We start from the raw sequence: 22760 nt of genomic DNA on the forward strand, positions 1-22760 counted from the left end.
AATATTAAGAAGTGCAGAAAGTGTGACATTTAAAGATAAGCTTGCGCGAGACCAAGAGAGCAGAGCTTAGGATGCCACACCCCATAAACGTTTATTGCAGATGTCTATTGACAATTACTACCTTGATCAGGTACGATTAGCTGTCTGGTCGTAATAGCTGAAGGGGTGACAACGAGGTTGAAGTTTAAGTGAGGTGGGGGAAAAATTTCCTCACTGTGATCCATCAAATTAATCGACTTACTAGACAAAAACCAAATTCCCTCGTTATCTTTTGGCGAAAGTCTCAAGCTTTTTCCCTAAACCCGACACTCTACACCCTGTTTCACTTTCCATCTGCTTGTCACCCCGTCAGTCGCAATAATTATTCTTTTCCAAGTCGATTCTAACACTATGGACTTTCAAGATAAAAAGAACTTATCCGAAAACGACCAATCAATCCAAACTAGAGTTTTTAAAGCTCTTAGTGAAGCTAAAGAAAAATTAAAAGCTTTCGAGTCTCAACAAAGGGAACCCTTAGCTATCGTGGGTTTAGGTTGTCGTTTCGGTGATAATATTGCGACACCTGAATCTTTCTGGTCTTTTCTCAAAGCGGGTAAAAATCACCTCAGAGAAATACCTAAGGAGCGCTGGAACCAGCAGGATTTTTATGATTCAGATCGGAATAAAGTGGGTAAAATCTATGTTTCTCAGGGGGGGTTTCTCGATGATGTCTCCCAGTTTGATGCCCATTTTTTCGGAATTGCTCCCAAGGAAGCCGTCGCTATGGATCCTCAGCAAAGATTGCTTTTAGAGGTAGCCTATGAAGCTTTGGAAAATGCAGGAATGGCAACAACGACGGCTAGAAGGGGAAAAACAGGGGTTTTTATCGGGATTACTAACAATGACTATGCCCGTATTCTTACCTCAAATGAGGACTATAATGCCATCGGAGCCTATCATATTTCGGGCAATCATACTAACGCGGCAGCTGGGCGTATTTCTTACCTTTTAAATCTTAATGGTCCGAGTTTGGCAGTAGATACCGCTTGCTCTTCCTCCTTAGTCGCTGTTCATCTCGCTTGCCGTTCCTTACGTTCCCAAGAATGCAGACAAGCTTTAGTCGGAGGAGTGAACTTAGTTTTAACTCCAGAAGTCGTCATCGCCTTGTGCCGCAATCAGATGTTGGCCCCAGATGGCCAATGCAAAACCTTTGACGAAAGTGCCGATGGGTTTGGAATCGGCGAAGGTTGCGGAGTCATCGTCTTAAAAAGACTCAGTGACGCTCTTGAAGATGGTGATCACATTTGGTCCGTGATTCGAGGGACCGCAGTCAACAACGATGGAGCCAGTGGCGGCTTTACCGTTCCTAATGGGCCCGTACAGAGCGAATTAATCAGAGAAGCTCTAGCTGACGCTCGTTTAGATGCCGAGGCTATCGATTATGTTGAAGCTCACGGTACAGGAACATCTTTGGGAGATCCCATCGAAATTAAAGCCATAGCCGAGGCATTATGCGTCAATCGTCGCAAATCTAACCCTTTATTAGTCGGTTCTCTCAAAACTAATTTAGGTCATCTGGCGGCGGCGGCGGGAATTTCAGGATTAATTAAAACCGCATTATCGCTACACTACCGTGAAATTCCGGCTCATCTAAACCTTAAAAAACCCAATCCTCATATTAATTGGGATGCCTTGCCGATTAGTATCGTTACGCAAAATTGTCCTTGGAATGTTAATAATGGTAAGCTCAAAGCGGCTGGAGTCAGTTCTTTTGGAGCATCAGGAACCAACGCTCATGTTATTTTAAGCGAACCACCTCAACCGCAACCCCAAAACCCAAAAATATCACCCATTCTCGTTACTTTCTCGGCTAAAGAACCCGAACGTTTACGTCTTTTTACGACTCAATTTGTCGATGAGCTTGAGCAGAAAACATATCTCAACGTCAAGGACATTGCTCTATCTTTAAATACTGGTCGTTTTCCCCATAAACATCGTCTCGCTCTTTTAGTTTCTAATCAAGAGAATCTGCATCAAGGAATTCAGGCTTTTCTCAATAGCAATGGGGATGAAAAGCAATTTCAAAATATTCAAAATAATAGCTTCGACATCATTTATGGAGAAGCGCAAAGCCATCCTAAAGTTGCTTTTCTCTGCAATTACGAGGAAGAAATTAGTCCAGAAATCATTGAAAACCTGCTTAATAATGAGCCAGTATTTCATGAGGCTTTTAGGCAGTGCGAGCATCTGTTTAAAAAATATTTAGAATTTTCTCTTCAGGAATTATTGTCATCTAAAAAAGCCTTAGAGCCTCAGATTTCTTTGTCTGTACAACCGCCATTATTTGCCTATCAGTATGCTCTTTGTGAACTCTGGAAATCGTGGGGAATTTCTCCTTCTGCAATTTTAGGTTCTGGATTAGGGGAATATCTCGCCGCTCAACAAGCGGGCGTCTTTTCCCTTGAAGATACCGTCAAGCTGGTGGCGAAACGCACCAGAATTAGCCCACAAAACCCCAACTCAGAAGACCTTTTATCCTTGCTCACAAGCACCCCAGAAGTCGATTCTAACTCCCCCGATATTACCCTAATTTATCAGGGTGAAGTTGTGAAAAAATCTCTCAGAAATTTGGTGAATAGAGGGGAAAAGATTAGGCAGAAATCCGACGAAATCGCCCAAGGAATTTCTACTCTGCATCAAATGGGATATCAAATCTTCCTAGAAATGGGAATCAGTGCCAATCTCATTAATATAGGTCGTCAAAAGTTAGGGGTAAATTCAATTCTATGGTTATCTAGTTTAGGGAAAGATTGTCACAGTGATCAGCATGAGCAAAGGGTTCTAGGTCAACTCTATGTGAGAGGATTTAATATTAACTGGGAAGCCTTCCATCGCTCACATCCAGGGCAAAAAATTAGTTTACCTAATTCGCCTTTTATCCGCAAACGCTACTGGATAAATTCTGGCAATAAATCAGAGTCTTCTAGCTATAAAAACCCTAATTATTACTCTGGACATCCCTTACTAGGCGATCATTTTCCTTCTCCCTTAGCTCTCCGTCAATATCGAGGGAGCATTAGTCAACATAAACCTGCATTTTTAGGAGAACATCAGGTTTTTGATCAGGCCATATTGCCAGCATCTGCCTTGATAGAAATGGCTTTAGCTGCTGGGGAGAATCAAAGAGTTATTTTAGAAAATGTTGAATTTAAGAAGGCATTAATTTTAAAAGATACGGAAGACACATTACAGTTAATCATTGAGCAAAAAAGCTTTAAAATTTACCATGCACTTGAGCCAAATTGGGAAGTATTAGTTACTGGAACAATTGAGGAATTGAAATCAACTAATTTAACCAATTGTGATCTAGAAGAAATCGCAAAAAATTGTCCTGAAGAAGTCGATATCAACTCCTTTTATGAAACTTATCAAAAATCAGGGATAAATTACGGGAGTAACTTTCGGCTCATTCATCAACTGAAGCGCGGAGAAAATACAGCTTTTGCTCAAATCAAATTAACCGATAGATTAGAGCGGGAAAAATATCATTTTCATCCTGCTATGTTAGACGCTTGTTTTCAAGGGATTGCTGCCATTTTATTTAAAGAAGAATCCTCAGTAACTTATGTTCCTGTTCGTCTTGGTAAATTGGCATTTTTTCACCCTCCTGATGAGCAGGTAATCAGCGCGGTTCGACTGAAGAACTCCTCCCCTAACCCTAACATTATTATCGCTGATATTGATATCTATTCCCCCCAAGGTCAACCCTTAGCATCCCTCACCAACTTAGAACTAAAAGCCGTTCAATCCCAAGAGATTATCCCCCAAGAAATCCCCCCTCAAATCTATCTAGAAGAATGGATGCCTTGCGAGGAATTATTAGGGAATGGCAGAGACACTTTAGTAGCTCCCCAGGTAATTAAAAATCAAATTCACCCCGCACAGTTAGAACAACAACTAGGGGAAAAATTGGCGCAATATGAGCGCTTAATAGAAGCCTTGGAAAAGTTAAGCGTTGTCTATATCTGGGAAGCCTTAACAAAACTTAATGGACAGCCAAAATTAGGTCAAACTTATTCCGAGGCACAGATAGCAAATCAAGGTCAAATTGTCGATTTTTACCTACCTTTATTGTCTCGATGTTTAAGCATTTTAGCTGAAGAAAAAATCGTTAATCAGACAAAAGATGGCTGGTTATTCCTCAAAAAATTAGAAGCACCTTCATCCCAATCACAAATTAAAATTCTCCGCCAAGAATTTGCCGATTATCCAGCAGAAATTAGTCTAATGGAGCGTTGTGGCTCTGCTTTAGCCGAAGTCATGAGTCGTCAAGTTGATCCATTAGAATTACTCTTTCCTCAAGGGGATTTAGAAGAGATCGCATCAATTTATTCGGAAGCCGCCGGATCTAAATTGATGAATCAGTTAGTCGCCACCACAATCAGCCGTGCTATTGCGAATTTACCACCCTATTATCCCCTAAGAATTCTCGAAATTGGAGGAGGCACAGGAGCCGTTACTACTGGCCTTTTACCTCACTTACCCACGGAACATATCGAATATATATTCACCGATATTTCCTCTAGTTTCTTAACAAGAGCCAAGGAAAATTTTAGAAACTATCCCTTTATTAAATATCAAACTCTAGACATTGAAAAAAATCCCTTTATTCAAGATTTTCTCCCTGGCAGTTTTGACATAATCATTGCCGCTAATGTTCTTCATGCCACAGCCAACCTTCAAAAAACCCTTGAAAATGTGCGCTCTCTCATCGCTCCCAAAGGACTACTAATCCTCTTAGAAAGTACAGGGGCAAGACGTTGGGTAGATTTAACCTTTGGCTTGACAGAAGGATGGTGGTTATGTAGTCAAGATCTGCGGCGGAATGGTTATCCGTTAATCAGCACAAAAGATTGGCAAAATTTACTGATTGAGAATCAATTTGAAGACATTAATATTATCGAACCAAGCCAAGCAAAAACCCGAAATTTATTAAAACAAAGTGTCATTATTGGTAGAAGCAGTGAGCAATTACCTTCTCTGCCAGCAAAATCTTACTCTCATCAAATAATCTGGGCAGATAGTCAAGGAATTGCTAACGGTTTAATCCCTCTATTCCAACAGAGAGGAATAAGTTGTTCTTGCGTCTTTACCCAAGATATTAACCCAGAGATTGCTGAAGATTACCTATCAATATTGAGAAACTCGATAACTTCAGAAACTCGTCAAATACTGTACTTCTGGGGCTTAGAAAAAATCCCTGGAGAAATTGATCAACAAGTCGAGATTAATTGTCAACGATTTCTCTTTTTCTTACAAGCATTATTGCAGCAAGAAAATCCCCCGACTCTGATTTTAGTGACTCAAGGAGCAGTACCAGCAAAAGCCATTAAAACCCTGATCTCTCCCTCTCAAGCATCCTTATTAGGAATAGCCTTCAGCCTAGTTTTAGAACATCCTGAACTTAATTTTAAGGCGATTGACCTAGATCCAGATGAAGTAAACGCAGCCGATAAACTGCTGCAAGAAATCTACAGTAATCCCCAAGAAAACCGGATTGCTTTGCGGGGGGAACAGCGTTTTTATCCCCGTTTGGTGCAGAGAAAACTTGAAGATGGAAAGATCAATTTTAGTCCTGATGCCTATTATTTAATCACAGGAGGCACAGGGGGGTTAGGATTAGCAACAACCCGATGGATGATTGAAAAAGGGGCGCGGAATCTAGTTTTGTGTAGCCGTCGAGGGGCAGAAGGAATTAGCCCTGAAATATTAGCCAATTTCTCCTCTAGTGGGGCAAAAGTTACCCTCAAAAAACTTGATATTACCGATGCTGAAAAACTGCACGCCGTCCTAGACGAATGCCGTTCTCAATATCCTATACAGGGTATTTTTCACATTGCCGGAACCTTAGACGATACAACCTTATTAAGACTAACACCAGAGAGATTTAATTATGTTTTAGCTCCTAAAGTTAAAGGAACTTGGTTGCTTCATCAACTCACCCTAAATGACCCATTAGAATTCTTTGTCTGTTATACTTCTGCTGTATCTTTAATTGGCTCGGCAGGACAAGCTAATGCTGCGGCAGCTAATGCCTTTGAAGACGCTTTTATCTATTATCGTCAGACGCATCATTTACCCGGAACGGTCATAAATTGGGGTCCTTGGAGTGAAATAGGTGCAGCAGTAGATCGCAATGTTTTGGAGAGATTAGCCGCTAAAGGATATGGGGCTATGAAACCCGATTTAGCCCTTAATGCTCTGGAAAAAATTCTTCTAAATCAGATTATCCGCGCTGGTGTAATTAAGATTGACTGGCAACAATTTCCTTATATTCATCAAAGCTTTTATAAAAACTTTCTGCCTCAAGGAAAAACCCAAGCTGCCCCCTCATCTGAGTTTTTAAAACAATGGCAAAATTTAACCTTAAAAGAGCGTCCTAATTGGCTAACTAATCATATCATCATGCGTGTTTCTACTGTTTTAGGACGCTCAAATGATGAAACTTTTTCCCCTCAACAGGGCTTTTTTGATTTGGGGATGGACTCTCTCACTTCTACAGAGTTACGAAATCTGTTACAAACTGACTTTAATTGTTCTCTCCCTTCGACAATTACTTTTCGTTTTCCGAATGTTGAAGCCTTAGCTAATTATTTACAGCAAGAAGTTCTAGATAATTGTCAACCAGTATTGACCCCTCAAATAAAAGCAGAAATTTCTCAAAAACAGCCAGAAAAATCCTCTGTAGAAAAATCACAACTCGATGATGATCCTATTGTTATTGTCGGCATGGCTTGTCGATTTCCAGGCGGTGCTAAGAATTTACAATCTTTCTGGGAACTTTTGGAACAGGGAAAAGATGCCATAACAGAAATTCCTCAAGATCGCTGGGATCAGGAAACATGGTATGATCCTAATCCCGATGTCCCCGGCAAAATATACGCTCCTTACGGTGCATTTCTAGAACAAATTGAGGAATTTGATGGAGAATTTTTTGGCATTATTCCTAGAGAATCTGTCGCTATGGATCCTCAGCAGCGTTTACTCTTGGAAACCACCTGGCAAGCTTTAGAATCTGCTGGACAAAATCCCCAAAAATTACGCAACAGTCAGACGGGAGTTTTTATCGGTTGCATGACTCAAGATTATGCCCAATTAAGTTATTCTCCTCAAGCCATTAATGCTTATACTGGTTCAGGAACTTCTGTTAGTATGGCGGCGGGTCGTCTTTCTTATGTCCTTGGTTTACAGGGTCCATCAATGACTATTGACACCGCTTGTTCCTCCTCATTAGTAGCGATTCATTTAGCTTATAATGCCTTACTTAATGGTGAGTGCGATCTGGCTTTAGCTGGAGGGGTTAATATTATTTTAACTCCCATTATTTCTTTAATCGAAAGTCGCGCCCATATGCTTGCCCCTGATGGACATTGCAAAACCTTTGATGAGAGCGCAAATGGCATGGTGCGAGGAGAAGGCTGTGGAATAGTTGTTCTGAAGAGGTTGAGCCAAGCGGTTAAGAATGGAGACCAAATTTTGGCGAAAATTTATGGTACAGCAGTCAATCATGATGGTCCAAGTAGTGGGCTAACTGTTCCTAATGGTCAAGCTCAAGAAAAATTATTACATCAAGCCCTTAAACGCGCTAATCTCAAGCCTGAACAAATCGATTATATCGAAGCTCACGGCACTGGAACAGCCCTTGGTGATCCGATTGAATTAGAAAGTATGTCCGCCGTTTTTGGTCAACGCTCCCCTAATCGGCCCTTAATTATTGGTTCAGTAAAAACGAATTTAGGCCATTTAGAAGGTGCTGCCGGAATTGCCGGATTAATTAAAACCGTTCTAGCGTTACAACACCATAAAATACCTCCTCATCTTCACTTTAAAAATCCTAATCCCCGCTTTGATTGGAGTTCTCATATTTTTGAAGTTCCTGTACAAGGAAAACCTTGGAATATCAGCGAACGTCCAAGGATTGCTGGAGTAAGTTCCTTTGGATTTAGTGGAACGAATGCTCATATCATTGTTGGGGAAATTGATGCTGATTTGCCTCAAGCTTCGGAGAATAATTTTTATCTATTACCCCTTTCGGCTCGTTCTGAACAATCCCTGCAAGAGTTAGCCAGAAGCTATCAAGATATTTTGACTGAGTCTATCAATTTAGCTGATGTTTGTTTTACCACCAGTACAGGGCGGGGGATTTTTCCGCAACGAATCTGTATTTTAGCAGACTCAATAACGACGGCACAACGAGCATTAATTGATTACCAAGATGGTGAAGATTCTGACTCATTAATCCGACCGATTTTATCAGAGACTCCGCCAAAGATATCTTTCCTCTTTTCTGGACAAGGCTCTCAATATTCTGGCATGGGAGAAACTCTTTATAACCGAGAAGTTGTTTTTAAGGAAACATTAGATCTTTGTGATCAAATTTTAGAACCCCTTTTAGAAAAATCTCTCCTAGATTTAATCTTTCAAGAGCAAAATAGCCAGTTATTAGAGGAAACCCAAATCACTCAGCCGGTGATTTTTTCCCTTGAATATGCACTCGCCAAATTATGGCAATCTTGGGGAATACAACCTTCAGCCCTTTTAGGACATAGTATCGGGGAATATGTGGCGGCTTGTTGGGCAGGAGTCTTTTCTTTAGAAGATGCCTTAAAATTAGTGACTCAACGGGGTAAATTAATGGGAAAATTGCCCCACAATGGCAGTATGTCCGCTATTTATGCTGATTATGAGACGGTAGCAAATGCTCTAACTTCTTATGAAAATCAAGTTAATATTGCTTCAGCCAATGGCTCAATTACTGTCATTTCTGGATTTAAAGAGATTGTTGAGCAACTGGAAAAAGACTTTATTGATCAAGGGTATAAAACTAAACGTTTAGCGGTATCTCATGCTTTTCATTCTCCCTTAATGCAGCCTATTCTTGATGACTTTTCCCAGGTCTTAAAAACAATTTCTTTTCATGAACCTAACTTAACCATTATTAGTAATCTGACGGGGAAAGCTGTAGGTTCAGAAATTACAACTCCGGATTATTGGGTAGCTCATCTGCGTAATACTGTACAGTTTAGTCAAGGATTTAAGTCTTTAATTGATCAGGGTTATCGTTGTTTTCTAGAAGTCGGTTCTAAGCCTGTATTACTGAGTATGGCTCGCCTTATTTCCGCTAACCAAGATCTATTATGGTTGCCTAGTATTGTACCCGGGCAGGATGAACAAGCACAAATTTATAGAAGTTTAGCGACACTTTTTGTTAATGGTTATTCTGTAGAGTGGACTAAAGTATTTAAACAAGGTAAGCGAATTAGTTTACCGACTTATCCCTTTCAAAGAGAACGGTATTGGCTATCTAATTCGGAATTTTCTCTAGGGCAAATCAAGACTCAGTTACATCCTTTCATTAGAGATTTTAAAAAGTTAGCAACGGGAGACATGATCTTTGAAGGTGAGGTGAGTTCTCTTAACCCTAGTTATTTAGAAGAACACAAGGTATTTGAAAACATTGTATTTCCAGCTACCGGTTTTATTGAAGCCATTTTAGCCGCAAGTCAGAAAATATTTAATGGGCATTTTGTCACCCTTGAAAATGTCTATATCCATCAGGGATTAATCTTATCTCCAACTCCCTCAATAATCCAAATAATTTTTAAACCTAAAAAATCATCTCAACTGATTTATACTTTTGAGATATTTAGCAGTGATTCTGCACAAGAACAATGGGTTCTTCATGTTACAGGTGAAGTCAAACCTAAAGATATACAAAGCTTGGCTGCCTCAGAATTAACCCAAACTAAATTAGAAAGAGAAAACCCTAAGGAATCGATTTTTATTCGTGAATTCTATGAGCTTTATCAGCAGATGGGTATCAGGTATGGGGAGCAGTTCCAAGCGATTCAAGAGTTATATTCTTTCAAAAAAGGCTCTCAAGCTAAAATTAGTATTAACCCCAGTTTAGCAGATCGGCGTTATTATTTTCATCCAGTTCTTTTGGATGCTTGCTTACAGAGTATTGGGGCAGCTTTCCCCGAAATTCATGGTCAAGAATTACATCTACCTTATGGATTCTCTTCCTTGGAAATATTCCTAAATCCAACTTCGCAAGTTTGGACAAAAGTTCAGGTCATCTCAGATACTAATGGTGAAATGAGAGTAAATGTTAATATTTATAATGAACAAGAACAGCTTTGCGCTCGCTTTACTGACTTAACAGCCCGGCGCATAAATCCAGCTATTTTACAGAGTTTATGGCAAGAAAAGTCAAATAATTGCTTTTATAAAGTGGAATGGAAAAAACTTTCTTCCATGCCAACTGTTGCCGTCGATCCTCAAAATTCTTGGTTAGTCTTGGTTCGTCCAGAAACAGACTTAAATTCCCTAATTAATTTATACAAAAAGGCAGGAGAAAAAGTAATTACTGTAGAAATGGGGCAGAATTATCAATGTTATTCTCAAGATTTTTTTGTGATCAATCCGGCTCAGAAATCTGATTTTCAGCGTCTCTATCAAGAAGCTTATCCATCTGGAGAATTTCCGACTGGTGTTGTTTTTTGTTGGGAATCTTCAGAAGCTGAAGATGTTCTAGATACAGTAGATCAGAGTTCTCATGCTGTCTTAAATTTAGTGCAAACCCTCACTAATAACTGGGAGAAATTACCCCATTTATGGCTGATTACTCGCGGGGCTAATAAGATGATCAATGATACGGCTTTATCTCCTCAACAGTCTCATTTATGGGGATTAGGAGCAGTCATTAATCAAGAGTATCCTAAAATGGGTTGTGTTTGTTTAGATTTACCAATCCATAAAGAAGCTAATGAAGCTGAACTTTTATTCAATGAATTAAAGTGTTTCCCCCATGAATTCCGTTTAGCTTTACGTCAAGGAAACCGCTACGCAGCCAGGTTAGTTTCTGCATCTCTTCCTATCTCAGAAAAACGACAGTTTATTAATCAGTCAGGGGCTTATTTAATCACCGGAGGGGGAGGAAAACTGGGCGGATTAGTGGCTCAATGGTTATCAGAAATGGGAGCAAGTCACCTAGTTTTGTGTAGTCGCCATGTTAAATCTTCAACAGAATTGATAGCCCCATTAGTGGAGAAAGGAACAAAAGTAACCTTGATTGAAGCTGATATTACTTCCCCCACAGATATGAAAAATTTATTCTCTCGTTTTGGGGCAGACTTGCCCGTCTTACGAGGAATAATTCACGCAGCAGCGGTCTTAGAAGATGGGCTTATCAGTAATCAAAGTTGGCAAAAATATCAAAAGGTAATCAGTCCAAAAGTAGCAGGAACTTTATTATTAGATCGTTATACTCGCTCTCTATCTTTGGACTTTTTCGTAAGCTTTTCTTCTGCGGCTGTTATCCTTGGTTCGCCTGGTCAAAGTAATTATGCCGCAGCTAATGCTTTCATGGATGCTCTAATGCAGCAACGGCAAAGTTTAGGATTACCTGGTATTAGTATTAATTGGGGAGCTTGGGAGACGGGCAACCAAATTGATCAACAACGTTTCGCTAATTGGGGTTTGCAGATGATGCCCTCTGAGCAAGCGTTTCAATATCTCAGTCAGGTAATTTTAGGTGATATTACTCAAGGGATAGTTCTCGATATTGATTGGTCGATTTTTAATCAAACTTTCAACATTAGTCAACCCTTCTTTAGCGAGGTATTAACCCTAAACAATCAAAAACAAACAAGTCCAGCAAAACTATTAGAACAATTAAAGTCTGTCTCTATAGATGAACGAATAACCGCTTTAGTAGAAGGACTGGAGAAAATATTAAGAGAAGTGACAGGGTTAAATGAAAATAAGGTTATTCCTCAACCAACATCATTCCTAGACTTAGGTTTAAACTCTCTAATGGTTATAGAATTTAAAAATCGCTTAGAAAGAGATTTAGGGTGTAAATTGCCATCCTCGATCATTTTCGATTATCCTAATCTTCTCAGCTTAAGTATCTATTTAAGGGAAGAAATTCTAGCCAATCATCTCGATTTTGAGATTAAAATAAATCCAATTCCTGACAATCATAATCCCTACGACAGCCTCAGTGAAGACGAACTAGCAAGATTACTTAATCAAAAATTAACGGAGCTTGATCAATATGGAGGTTAAACTTGAAAAATTATTTTTCAAAAGCCATGAGATGTGGTAGGATAGGTAGATGAACATGAGTAAGCTTAACTCTCTGGGGTTAAATTTGGGTTTATATTTACTGATAGCACAGCATCCTAATTTATGTTTAACGGCGTATAAATTTAGAAATTATAGAGAATAGGGCATGGTTGAGAGTATAGATTACAAAAAATTAATGGCAACGACCTTAAGCAAAATGGAGGTCATGCAGGCTCGTATCAATGAATTAGAAACGAGACAAAGTGAATCTATTGCGGTGGTTGGGATGGCTTGTCGTTTTCCTGGAGGTATTAATTCCCCAGAAAAATATTGGAGTTTTTGTCAAGCTGGGCTTGATGCTATAGTGGAAGTCCCTAAAAGCCGTTGGGATATCTCAAAACTGTATTCTCAAAAACCAACTTTAGGAAAAATGAACACCGCTTATGGGGGATTTCTTCAAGAGAATATCACAGAATTTGATGCTCGTTTCTTTTCGATTTCAGCAAAAGAAGCAGCCTCCATGGATCCTCAACAAAGGTTACTCTTAGAAGTTGCTTGGGAAGCGTTAGAAAACGCCAATTTACCTCTGAAAAATTTAGCCGATAATAAAGTAGGGGTATTTGTGGGGATTACTAGCATTGATCATGCCCTGAAGGTTTACGGTACAAACTATGATCAAATTGACTCTTTTTTTGGCAGTGGCAATGCTCTAAGCGCCGCCGCCGGAAGGCTCTCTTATTTTCTCAATCTTCACGGTCCTTGTCTCTCGATTGATACAGCCTGTGCATCCTCATTAGTAGCCGTCCATCAGGGGATTCGTAGCCTGAGAAATCGTGAATGTGAACTCGCTTTAGTGGGTGGGGTAAACCTCATTTTAGAACCCGCAATTACGATTAGTCTTTCTCAGTCGGGAATGATGTCCCCCGATGGGCGTTGCAAAACCTTCGATGCCTCTGCTAACGGATATGTGCGAGGGGAAGGCTGTGGGGTTTTAATCTTAAAAACTTTATCAGAAGCCCAGAAAAACGGGGATCACATTCTTGCCCTGTTGCGAGGTTCGGCGGTGAATCATAATGGGGCTGCTGCCGGTTTAACCGTACCCAGTGGACCCGCCCAGCAAGAATTGCTCCGTCAAGCTCTAGCTGATGCCAGAATAGTCCCTGAAGATGTCAGCTACATAGAAGCTCATGGCACAGGCACTTCTTTAGGAGATCCCATCGAATTGAATGCCATTGCCTCAGTGTATGGAAAGCGCTCCGACCCCCTTTATGTCGCCTCAGTGAAAACCAATATTGGTCATCTTGAAGCTGCGGCTGGCATGGCTGGAATAATCAAAACAATTCTGATTCTTCAACAGGGTGAAATCCCGCCCCATCTTCATTTCCAAAGCCCTAATCCTCTGATTAATTGGCAAGACCATCCTATTGAAATTCCTACTCAAAATATACCTTGGCCGAATAACAATAAAGTCCCTATAGCTGGGGTAAGTTCTTTCGGGTTTTCCGGCACAAATGCCCATGTCATTGTTCAACAAGCACCCGTAAGCAAAATCTCAGAAATTCAACAACAAATTCCTAGTCATCTCTTAACTCTTTCAGCCCACAACAAAACCGCTTTAAAAGAATTAGCTAAACGTTTTCATACCCTCCTAGAATCTCATCCTGAAATTGGAGATATTTGTTATAGTGCAGCTGTCGGAAGGATAGATTTACCTGAGCGTTTAGCCATTGTTGGCGATACTTGTCCAGAATTGCAACAAAGATTAGCCGCTTTTGCTGAAGAAAACCCGCTTGATGATTTGACTTTTTATCAACGTTTTACATCGGAAAAATCCCCTAAAATTGTTTTTCTTTTTACAGGGCAAGGGGCTTGTTATCCCGGCATGGGGCATCAACTATATCAAACTCAGCCGACATTTCGTCAATATATTGATCAATGTGCCGAAATATTGTCGAAGTATTTAGACCATCCTTTAACTGAAATATTATTTGGTGAACAGACCGATTTACTCAATCAAACTGCTTACGCTCAACCGGCTATATTCGCCCTAGAATATTCCCTAACAATGCTATGGAAATCTTGGGGAATTACCCCCACTTTACTGATTGGTCATAGTGTGGGAGAATATGTAGCAGCTTGTATCGCAGGAGTATTTAGCTTAGAAGCTGGACTCGCCTTAGTTGTCAAACGGGGGCAATTAATGCAAACCACGACCTCTGGGAAAATGGCTTCAATTTTTGCTGATGAAGAGACAGTAATTTACCTAATTAAAAATTATACTCAAACAGTTTCAATAGCTGCCATTAATCACCCTCAACAGATTGTTATTGCTGGAGAAAGTGCCAGCATTGAGGAAGTTATTAGCACCTGCAAAAAGCAAAAAATTCCCGCTCAATATCTTCCCGTTACTCAGGCTTTTCATTCCCCTTTAATGGAGCCAATTTTAAAAGAATTTGAAAAAGAGGCTCGTCAAATTTCTTATCAACGCCCCCAAATTCTCTTACTTTCAGGACTTGATGGAGAGGTTTTAGAAAATGCACCAGATGCCACTTACTGGAGCAAACAATGCCGAGAACCAGTAAGATTTTTGTCGAGTTTAATAACCGCTTTCAACAAGGGATATAACCTATTTTTAGAAGTGGGACCAAGACCAATACTAGCAGAACAAGGTCGTCGTTATAAAGATGAGGTCATTTGGTTAAGTTCTCTCAATCGTGGCTTAGATAACTGGCAGACAATTCTTTCAGCCTTGGCACAACTCTACCTCAATGGCGCACCTTTCAACCCAGAACAATTCAATCAGAATTATGGCTATAAAAAAGTCAGATTGCCGAACTATCCCTTTCAAAGGAAACCTTTCCAATTTCAGCCTAATCCTCGAACAGAAAATCAGAGCATTGACAAAATATTCCTAGATTCACAAACCTCTAACCTTACCGATACCGAAACCACAGTTTTCAATATGCAAAAACATCAACAGGAAATCCGTAATCAATTAAAATCAATTTTGGCTTTACTTCTGAAAGAAGATGAGAACGATCTGCCAGAGGATGAGACATTACTAAACTTAGGAGCAGACTCAATTATCTTGACTGACTTTTCTCGCAAAGTCGAAGAAAAATTTCAAGTCAAAGTGAAAATAGATCAACTCTTTACCGATTTACAAACTCTTGTTGATATCGCCGAATACCTCTGCCAATTTGTCAAAGAAAAACCCTTAGAAAATACTTCAGAAATAACAACTAAAGTTATCGATGATGAGACAGAATTAAGCAATTATTTGCAAGTCATTGAGCAATTGCAACCCATCGCTACAGCCTATATCATCAAGGCCTTAGAGTCCTTAGGAAAAAAACTTAATCAGGGGGAACAATGGACGATAGAAAACCTAAGACAAACCTTACCCGTTGCTCGTAAATATCACATTTTGCTCAATCGTTATTTGCAGGATTTAGAGGAAGCTAATATTCTTCACAATCAAGGGAATATTTGGACTGTCAAAAACTTGCCTGAATCTTTTTCCTTACCCCAAGCCCTACAAAAGCTAGAAAAAACTTGTCCATCTGCAAAACCTGAATTAGAAATGTTGCAACGCTGCGGCGAAAATTTAGCAGAAGTTCTCAAGGGAAATATAGACCCCTTGACATTAATTTTCCCAGAAGGTTCCGTTGCTCATGCAGAAAGTATCTATGGCAATTCTCCCGTATCTCGATTGATGAATCAACGAGTCGCCCAAGCTATTAACCAGATTTTAACCAACTTTTCTAATAGTGATCACCCCTATCAAATTCTCGAAATAGGAGGAGGAACTGGTGCCACTTCAGAAGCAATTCTTAACCACTTAAATCTCGATCATATCACTTATTCTTTTAGCGAAGCTTCTCCCTTCTTACTGCATCAAGCTAGGCAAAAATTTCAGAAAAAATATAACCTAAACTTTCATCAACTAGACATTGAAAAGTCCCCCATTTCTCAGGGGATACCTGCTCGTAATTATCATATTGTTGTGGCCGCTAACGTCCTTCATGCGACTCGAAATATTACAGAAACTCTAACCCATATTCGGGAACTGCTGCGCCCCGGTGGTTACTTAGTTCTCCTCGAAACCGTAGAAAATAACTCATGGCTGAATTTAACCTTTGGATTAACCCCCGGATGGTGGCGCTTTCAGGATCAACAATTACGCTCAGATACACCCTTATTAAGGGGTGAAAATTGGTGTTCCGTTTTAAAAAGTTGTGGGTTTGCTACGGCGAATAGTTTCTCTAAACAAAACAATATTCCCATTAACAATGGCCAAGAATTAATTCTTGCTTGTGTGCCAGATGAACCCCTCTCAATTCCTGCAATTCCTAAGTTCACTGTCTTTGGTGAAAGCTCCGGTAAAGAAGCCTTAATGATGGCTCAATTACAATCTTTAAAAGACCTAAAAGACCTCCATGAGAAAACCATTATCAAGCAATTAGAAGTTCTTCAAACTGCCACCGTCTCCCCCAGTATAGCCCCCGAAATATTAACGAATCAGACTCAAATCATTCCTACCCAAAGCTCTAAGACAGAAACTTACCTTCCGGTTTCTCAAGAGAAGCCCAAATCTCCTGAGAAACCTAGTTCTCCCAATTTAAACCCCTTAGCTTTAAAGCTGACTGAGAACAAATCCTTAACCGAACAACAACAAGCCTTTATTCAAAATTTACAGAGTATTTATAACCAGAAAACCGCCAAATCAAAAGCCTATTCACAAAATAGCCGTAAGACAATGGTGGATGTTAAACCGACTATTGACTTCCGCATGGCCTTAAAAGAATTTCAATATCCCATTGTTTCAGAATCTGCTCAAGGGGCTTATTTTAAGGACATTGATGGCAATAATTACATTGACTTAGCTATGGGGTTTGGGGTTAACTTTTTTGGGCATAGTCCTGATTTTGTCATTGAAGCAGTTCAAGAACAAATGAATCGAGGAATAGGCTTAGGAATGCAGTCAAATCTGGCCGCCGAAACCGCCGCTTTAATTAGTGAAATGGGCCGGGTCGAAAGAGTCGCTTTTAGTAATACGGGAACCGAGGCGATTATGGCGGCTGTTCGCATTGCTCGCTCCCGGACAAAACGTCAAAAAATTGTTATGTTTGCCGGCTCCTACCATGGAACTTTTGACGGCATCTTAGCACGAGTAGGAGAAGATAAAACCACGACTCAACCCTTAAGTTTAGGCACTCCTTTAGGAATGGTTGAAGACATAATAGTCTTGAGTTATGGAGTTGAAGAAAGCCTCGATATTATTGCTACTCATGCTGATGATTTAGCTGCCGTATTAGTCGAACCAGTTCAAAGTCGCAAACCCGATTTACAGCCTCAAGAATTTCTGCAAAAACTACGACAAATAACCCATAAAAAAGGGATCACACTCATTTTTGATGAAATTATTACCGGCTTTCGGATTGCTCCGGGAGGAGCGCAAGAATGGTTCAATGTTGAAGCTGATATAGTCATTTATGGTAAGGCCATTGGAGGAGGTTTACCAATTAGTATGATCTGCGGTAAAGCAGATTTCTTAGATACCGTTGACGGCGGTTTCTGGCAATACGGAGATGACTCTCATCCCCAAACCGAGTTAACCGCTTTTGGGGGAACTTTTTGTCGTCATCCTTTAGCCCTTGCTGCTTGTCGTGCTGTGCTTTTACATCTTCGGGAAAACAGTCCAACGATTCAAGAAAAAGTGAATCAATTAACTCATCGATTAGCCACCGAAGTTAATCAGTTTTTTCAAGAAATAGGCATTCCGATTCGGGTTGTTAATTTTGGCTCTTTATTCCGCTTTGAACCTTTTGGAGCTTATAGTATCTTCTTACAACCCATCGAATTACCCCTCTTTTATTACCTATTAAATCTTAAAGGAATCTACACATGGGAAAAACGAGTTTGTTTTCTCTCCACCTGCCATACTAATGAAGATATAGACAGAGTTATAGTAGCCGTCAAAGAAGCGATTACGGAATTACAGCAAGCTGGTTTTTTTGCTAATGCTAAACGCCCTCAAGTCAAGAAAGAAGAAAAAAAGCCCCTCTCTGAAGATGAAGATGGTAGGGGACATCTACCATCTTTAAATCAGTCCTTTCCCACCAGTGAAGCTCAACGTCAACTTTGGTTATTAGCTGAATTAGACCGTAATGCTTCAGCATCCTATAACGTCACAACATCTCTAGAATTACTAGGTTCTTTAGATGTTTACATTTTAGAAAAAACGATTAATCAAGTTATTAATCGCCATGAAGCTTTGCGAACCAAAATTATAGAACAAGGAGAATTACAGGAAGTTGTCAATGAAGTTAACATTAAATTAAACCTCATTGATTTTAAGGATGAAGATAATCCCGAAGCGACGGCCTTAGCGTTACGATCTCAGTTTTCCCAAAAACCCTTTGACCTGTCGATTGCTCCTTTATTTGCTGTGATTTTAATGCGCTTAAAATCTGACCATTATCTGCTCTCTTTAAAAACTCATCATATTGTGGCAGATGGTTGGTCACTAGGATTAATTTTGCAGGAAATTGGTCAACTTTATTCATCCCAAAATAACACAACTAAAGAGGTTCTCACACCACCGATGCAGTTTCGGCAATATTTAACTTTGCGAGCGCAAGAGACGCAAAGTCCACAAATGTTAGAGCATCGGGATTTTTGGTTGAAAACCTATCAGGAAGAGCTGCCAACCTTTGAGCTTGCCACCGACTTTCCCCGTCCCGCCGTTAAAACCTACACTGGCGGACAAGAAAGTCAAGTCATTCCCTCGGAAGTTGGGCAAAATTTGCAGAAAGTAGGACGCAAAAATAAAGCTACATTATTTATGACGATGTTCGCCGCTTATACTGCTTTTTTGCGTCGAATTTCTGGCCATAAGGATTTAGTCATTGGTATTCCTATTTCTGGGCGACAAATAGAAGGTAGTGACAACTTAGTAGGCTTTTGTTCTCAATTTTTACCCCTGCGGATACAAGTCGATGCTACCACCTCTTTTATTGAACATTTACAACACACTAAACAAACCCTGATCGACGCTTTTCGCCATCAGAGTTATACTTTAGAGGATTTATTAGCAGCTTTACAATTACCTAGAGATTTTTCTCGTTCTCCTCTCATTTCGGTATCTTTTAACATGGATCCTAGTTTAACTCTGCCTGAATTTAAAGACTTAAAAGTATCCTTGCCACCGTCACCGATTGGTTATACACCTTTTGATCTAGGATTTAACTTAATTGAACTTAATGATAACCTCATTATTTACTGCAATTACAATACAGAACTCTTTAAAAAAGAGACAATTAAACAATTTATTGAAAGCTTTGAAATTTTGCTGAGGGGAATCATTGACGATGCTAATCATCTTCTTTATCAGTTACCTTTATTAACCCCAGTCCAACAAGAGAAGTTACTCAGACAATTAACCGGAAAAACTCGCAAACTCCCTGAGAAAGCCACCATCATTGATGACTTTATAGCTCAAGTTAAATTAACCCCTAATACTCCCGCCTTAATTGCAGGAAAAATTAGCCTTAGCTATCAAGAATTAAATGAAAAAGTCAATCGTCTTACCCATTATTTACAGCAGGAATATCAGCTAGGTGTAGGAAAAGTGATTGGGGTCATGCTCCAGCGTAATCACTACTTAATCATCGGGATTCTGGCTACCTTTAAAACTGGAGCGACTTACGTTCCTATAGACTCTCAATATCCTCACAGTCGCATTGAGTTTATTTTAAAAGATAGTGGCTGTCATGTTTGCCTAACGGAGAGTAATTTTATCTCTAAGTTACCTGAAAAAATGGAGAAAATTTGCTTAGATAAAATTGATCCTATTGTTGAAAAATATGACAAAGATGAGCCTAAAATATTTCGCAATTCTAGCCAAACCGCCTATATTTTCTACACTTCAGGTTCAACTGGTAATCCTAAAGGAGTCATGGGCCGTCACATCTCAATTTTGAATGTTATTCAAAGCTTACGACTTACCTTTGATTTAGATAAACATCCTGAATGGCGCTATATTTTCACAGCTGCTGTTACTCATGATCCATCTATTCGTAATATTTTTCTCCCCTTAACCATAGGTGCATCCCTATATATGTACGAAATAAAATATATAGGACATTTGGTTTCTTTCCTACAGGAAAATCAAATTAATGCCCTACACACCACCCCATCTATCTATCGAGAAATCTTGGGGCTACTTGAACCAGGAGAAACCATTTCCAGCTTAAAATATATCTCGGTAGGAGGGGAAAAATTAGATCGGGAAACTGCCTTAGCTTTGCGGAAACGTTTTCCAGCAGAAATTATTAGCAATGTTTACGGATCTACAGAAACTTGTGTGGGAGTATCCCAGTATGAAATCAAGGAAAACTTAGACAGCGAAATCCCCCTCGGTCAAGTTTTCCATAACAATCGCTTAGGGGTTCTTGATGAATTTAATAATCCCGTTCCCCTCCATGTAATCGGCGAAATTTGTGTAGAAGGTGCCGCCCTAGCATCGGGTTATCATAACCAACCCGAAATGACTCAAGAAAAATTTAAACCTAGCTTTCTTGATGAGACAAAAACTCTCTTTAGAACCGGCGATTTAGGCAAGCAAACTGCTCCCGGTATCATTGAGTTTATGGGACGAAAAGATAATCAAGTTAAGGTCAATGGTTATCGAATTGACCCCGGAGAAATTGAATATCAATTGACTCGTTATGCTCCCATTGAAAGAGCGATTGTTTTACCCGTTCAAGTTAATAATCAAACTCAATTATCTGCTTACTGTCAAACAGACAAAACTCTAGAAATTGCTGAGATTCGAGAATTACTTGCCAAATTTTTACCAGTTTATATGATTCCGAGTTACTTTATTTTTTTAAAGCAATTCCCCTTAACTCGACATGGGAAACTTGACCTGCACTCCCTGAGAGAACTCAGAGAAACTGGTAAATCTCTGGTGAATTCTAATTATGTTGCACCCCGGAATTATTTAGAATCCAATCTCGTTAGTATCTGGGAAAAAATTCTCTCTAAACATCCTATCGGTATTTTTGATAACTTCTTTGAAATTGGCGGTCATTCTCTACTCTTATCAAGGGTTGTAACCCGGGTTCATAAAGAACTAAATGTATCCGTAAAATTGGCTGACTTCTTTAAAGTTCCAACCATTGCTGGATTGGCTACTTTAATCTCCCAGACTCAATACAATTATCAAGAACCCATTTCGGCAATTCCCCCCCAAAAATCCTATCCGATGTCTCATGGTCAGCGTCGTCTTTGGGCTTTAGAATTCCTAGATCAAAATCATAATGCTTACGGAATGCCCAGTGCTTATCAATTCAAGGGCAATCTCAATATTGACGCTTTTGAAAATGCCTTTCAACAGTTAATTCAACGCCATGAAATTTTGCGGACAACCTTTACTTTAATCAATAATCAACCCCGTCAAGTTGTCCATAATCAAATGAACTTTGTCATTAAACAAATAGACCTGACAGCTTATGTTAGCACAGAACAAGAAAACCTGATCGAAGAATCAATCAGCCATAATGCCAAAACGACTTTTGATTTAGAAGTGGGACCGTTACTTAAAGTTAACTTACTTAAACTAAGTCAAGAGAATTACATCGTCTTGTTTAATATGCACCATATCATTTTTGATGGTTGGTCAGCAGGGGTTTTAATTAAAGATTTTCTCACCCATTATCACGCCTATGGACAAGAAAATTCCCAATTAATGCCCCCTCTTAGAATTCATTATAAAGACTATACTTCTTGGCAAGAAAGTCAATTAGAGACCTTGAAACTTCAAAGTCAACGGGATTACTGGTTAGCTAAATTAACTCCAGTTCCTGTTCGTCTTAACTTACCTGTTGATTATCCGCGCCCACCTGTTAAAAGTTTTCAGGGAAATACAATTACATGGCAACCTGAACCCGAATTGATCGATACTTTTGAGAAGTTAGTTAAAGCACAAGAAGCCAGTTTATTTATGGGTTTAGTTAGTTTGGTTAAGAGTTTTCTATTCCGTTATACTGAGCAAAATGAAATTACAATAGGCTCTGCTATCGCTGGCAGAAATCATCCTGATTTAGAAGATCAAATCGGATTTTATGTTAACACTCTCGTCCTGCGGGATCAGATAACAGATCACGACAGTTTTACGGATGTCCTTAGCAAAGTAAAAACAACCACTTTAGAGGCTTATGATCATCAAGACTATCCCTTTGATCAGATTGTATCTGATTTGAATTTACAACGAGATCCTAGCCGTAATGCTCTCTTTGATGTTGCAATTGTCCTGCAAAATAATCAAAATGTAGATCTGGCCTTGGACGGAATTACAGTTAACTCCATTGACCCAAAAATGATTACCGCTAAATTTGATTTAGAATTTATCTTTGTTGAGGAAGAAGAACTTTATCTCAAGCTAATCTACAACACAGATATATTTATCCATGAGCGAATTTTATTGCTCATAGATTTGTTCAAAAACTGGCTAGAGCAAGTTTTAAAATTTGCCCATGAACCTTTGATCAACTTATCCTTAGCTTCCTCAGAAAATCTTATTCAAGAGGGGCAGGATATGTTCACAGAAGATTTTAATTTTTAGTCAACAGCAATTGTACGAG

Annotated in this window: 2 protein-coding genes; both read left to right on the plus strand. The window is 39.5% G+C overall.

Annotated elements, in window-relative coordinates; genetic code table 11:
* The first annotated feature begins 390 nt into the window (after nucleotides 1-390).
* Nucleotides 391-12111, plus strand: coding sequence for a type I polyketide synthase (locus tag IQ224_RS00020; protein ID WP_194032318.1), 11721 nt, complete (start codon nucleotides 391-393; stop codon nucleotides 12109-12111).
* Between the two features lie 196 nt (nucleotides 12112-12307).
* Nucleotides 12308-22741 carry a non-ribosomal peptide synthetase/type I polyketide synthase gene (locus IQ224_RS00025; RefSeq protein WP_228036036.1) on the plus strand — a complete coding sequence of 3478 codons (10434 nt, stop codon included), beginning with the start codon at nucleotides 12308-12310 and terminating at the stop codon, nucleotides 22739-22741.
* Nucleotides 22742-22760 lie beyond the last annotated feature (19 nt).

The sequence above is a fragment of the Microcystis sp. LEGE 00066 genome, assembly GCF_015207925.1.
Classification (GTDB): Bacteria; Cyanobacteriota; Cyanobacteriia; order Cyanobacteriales; family Microcystaceae; genus Microcystis; species Microcystis ichthyoblabe_A.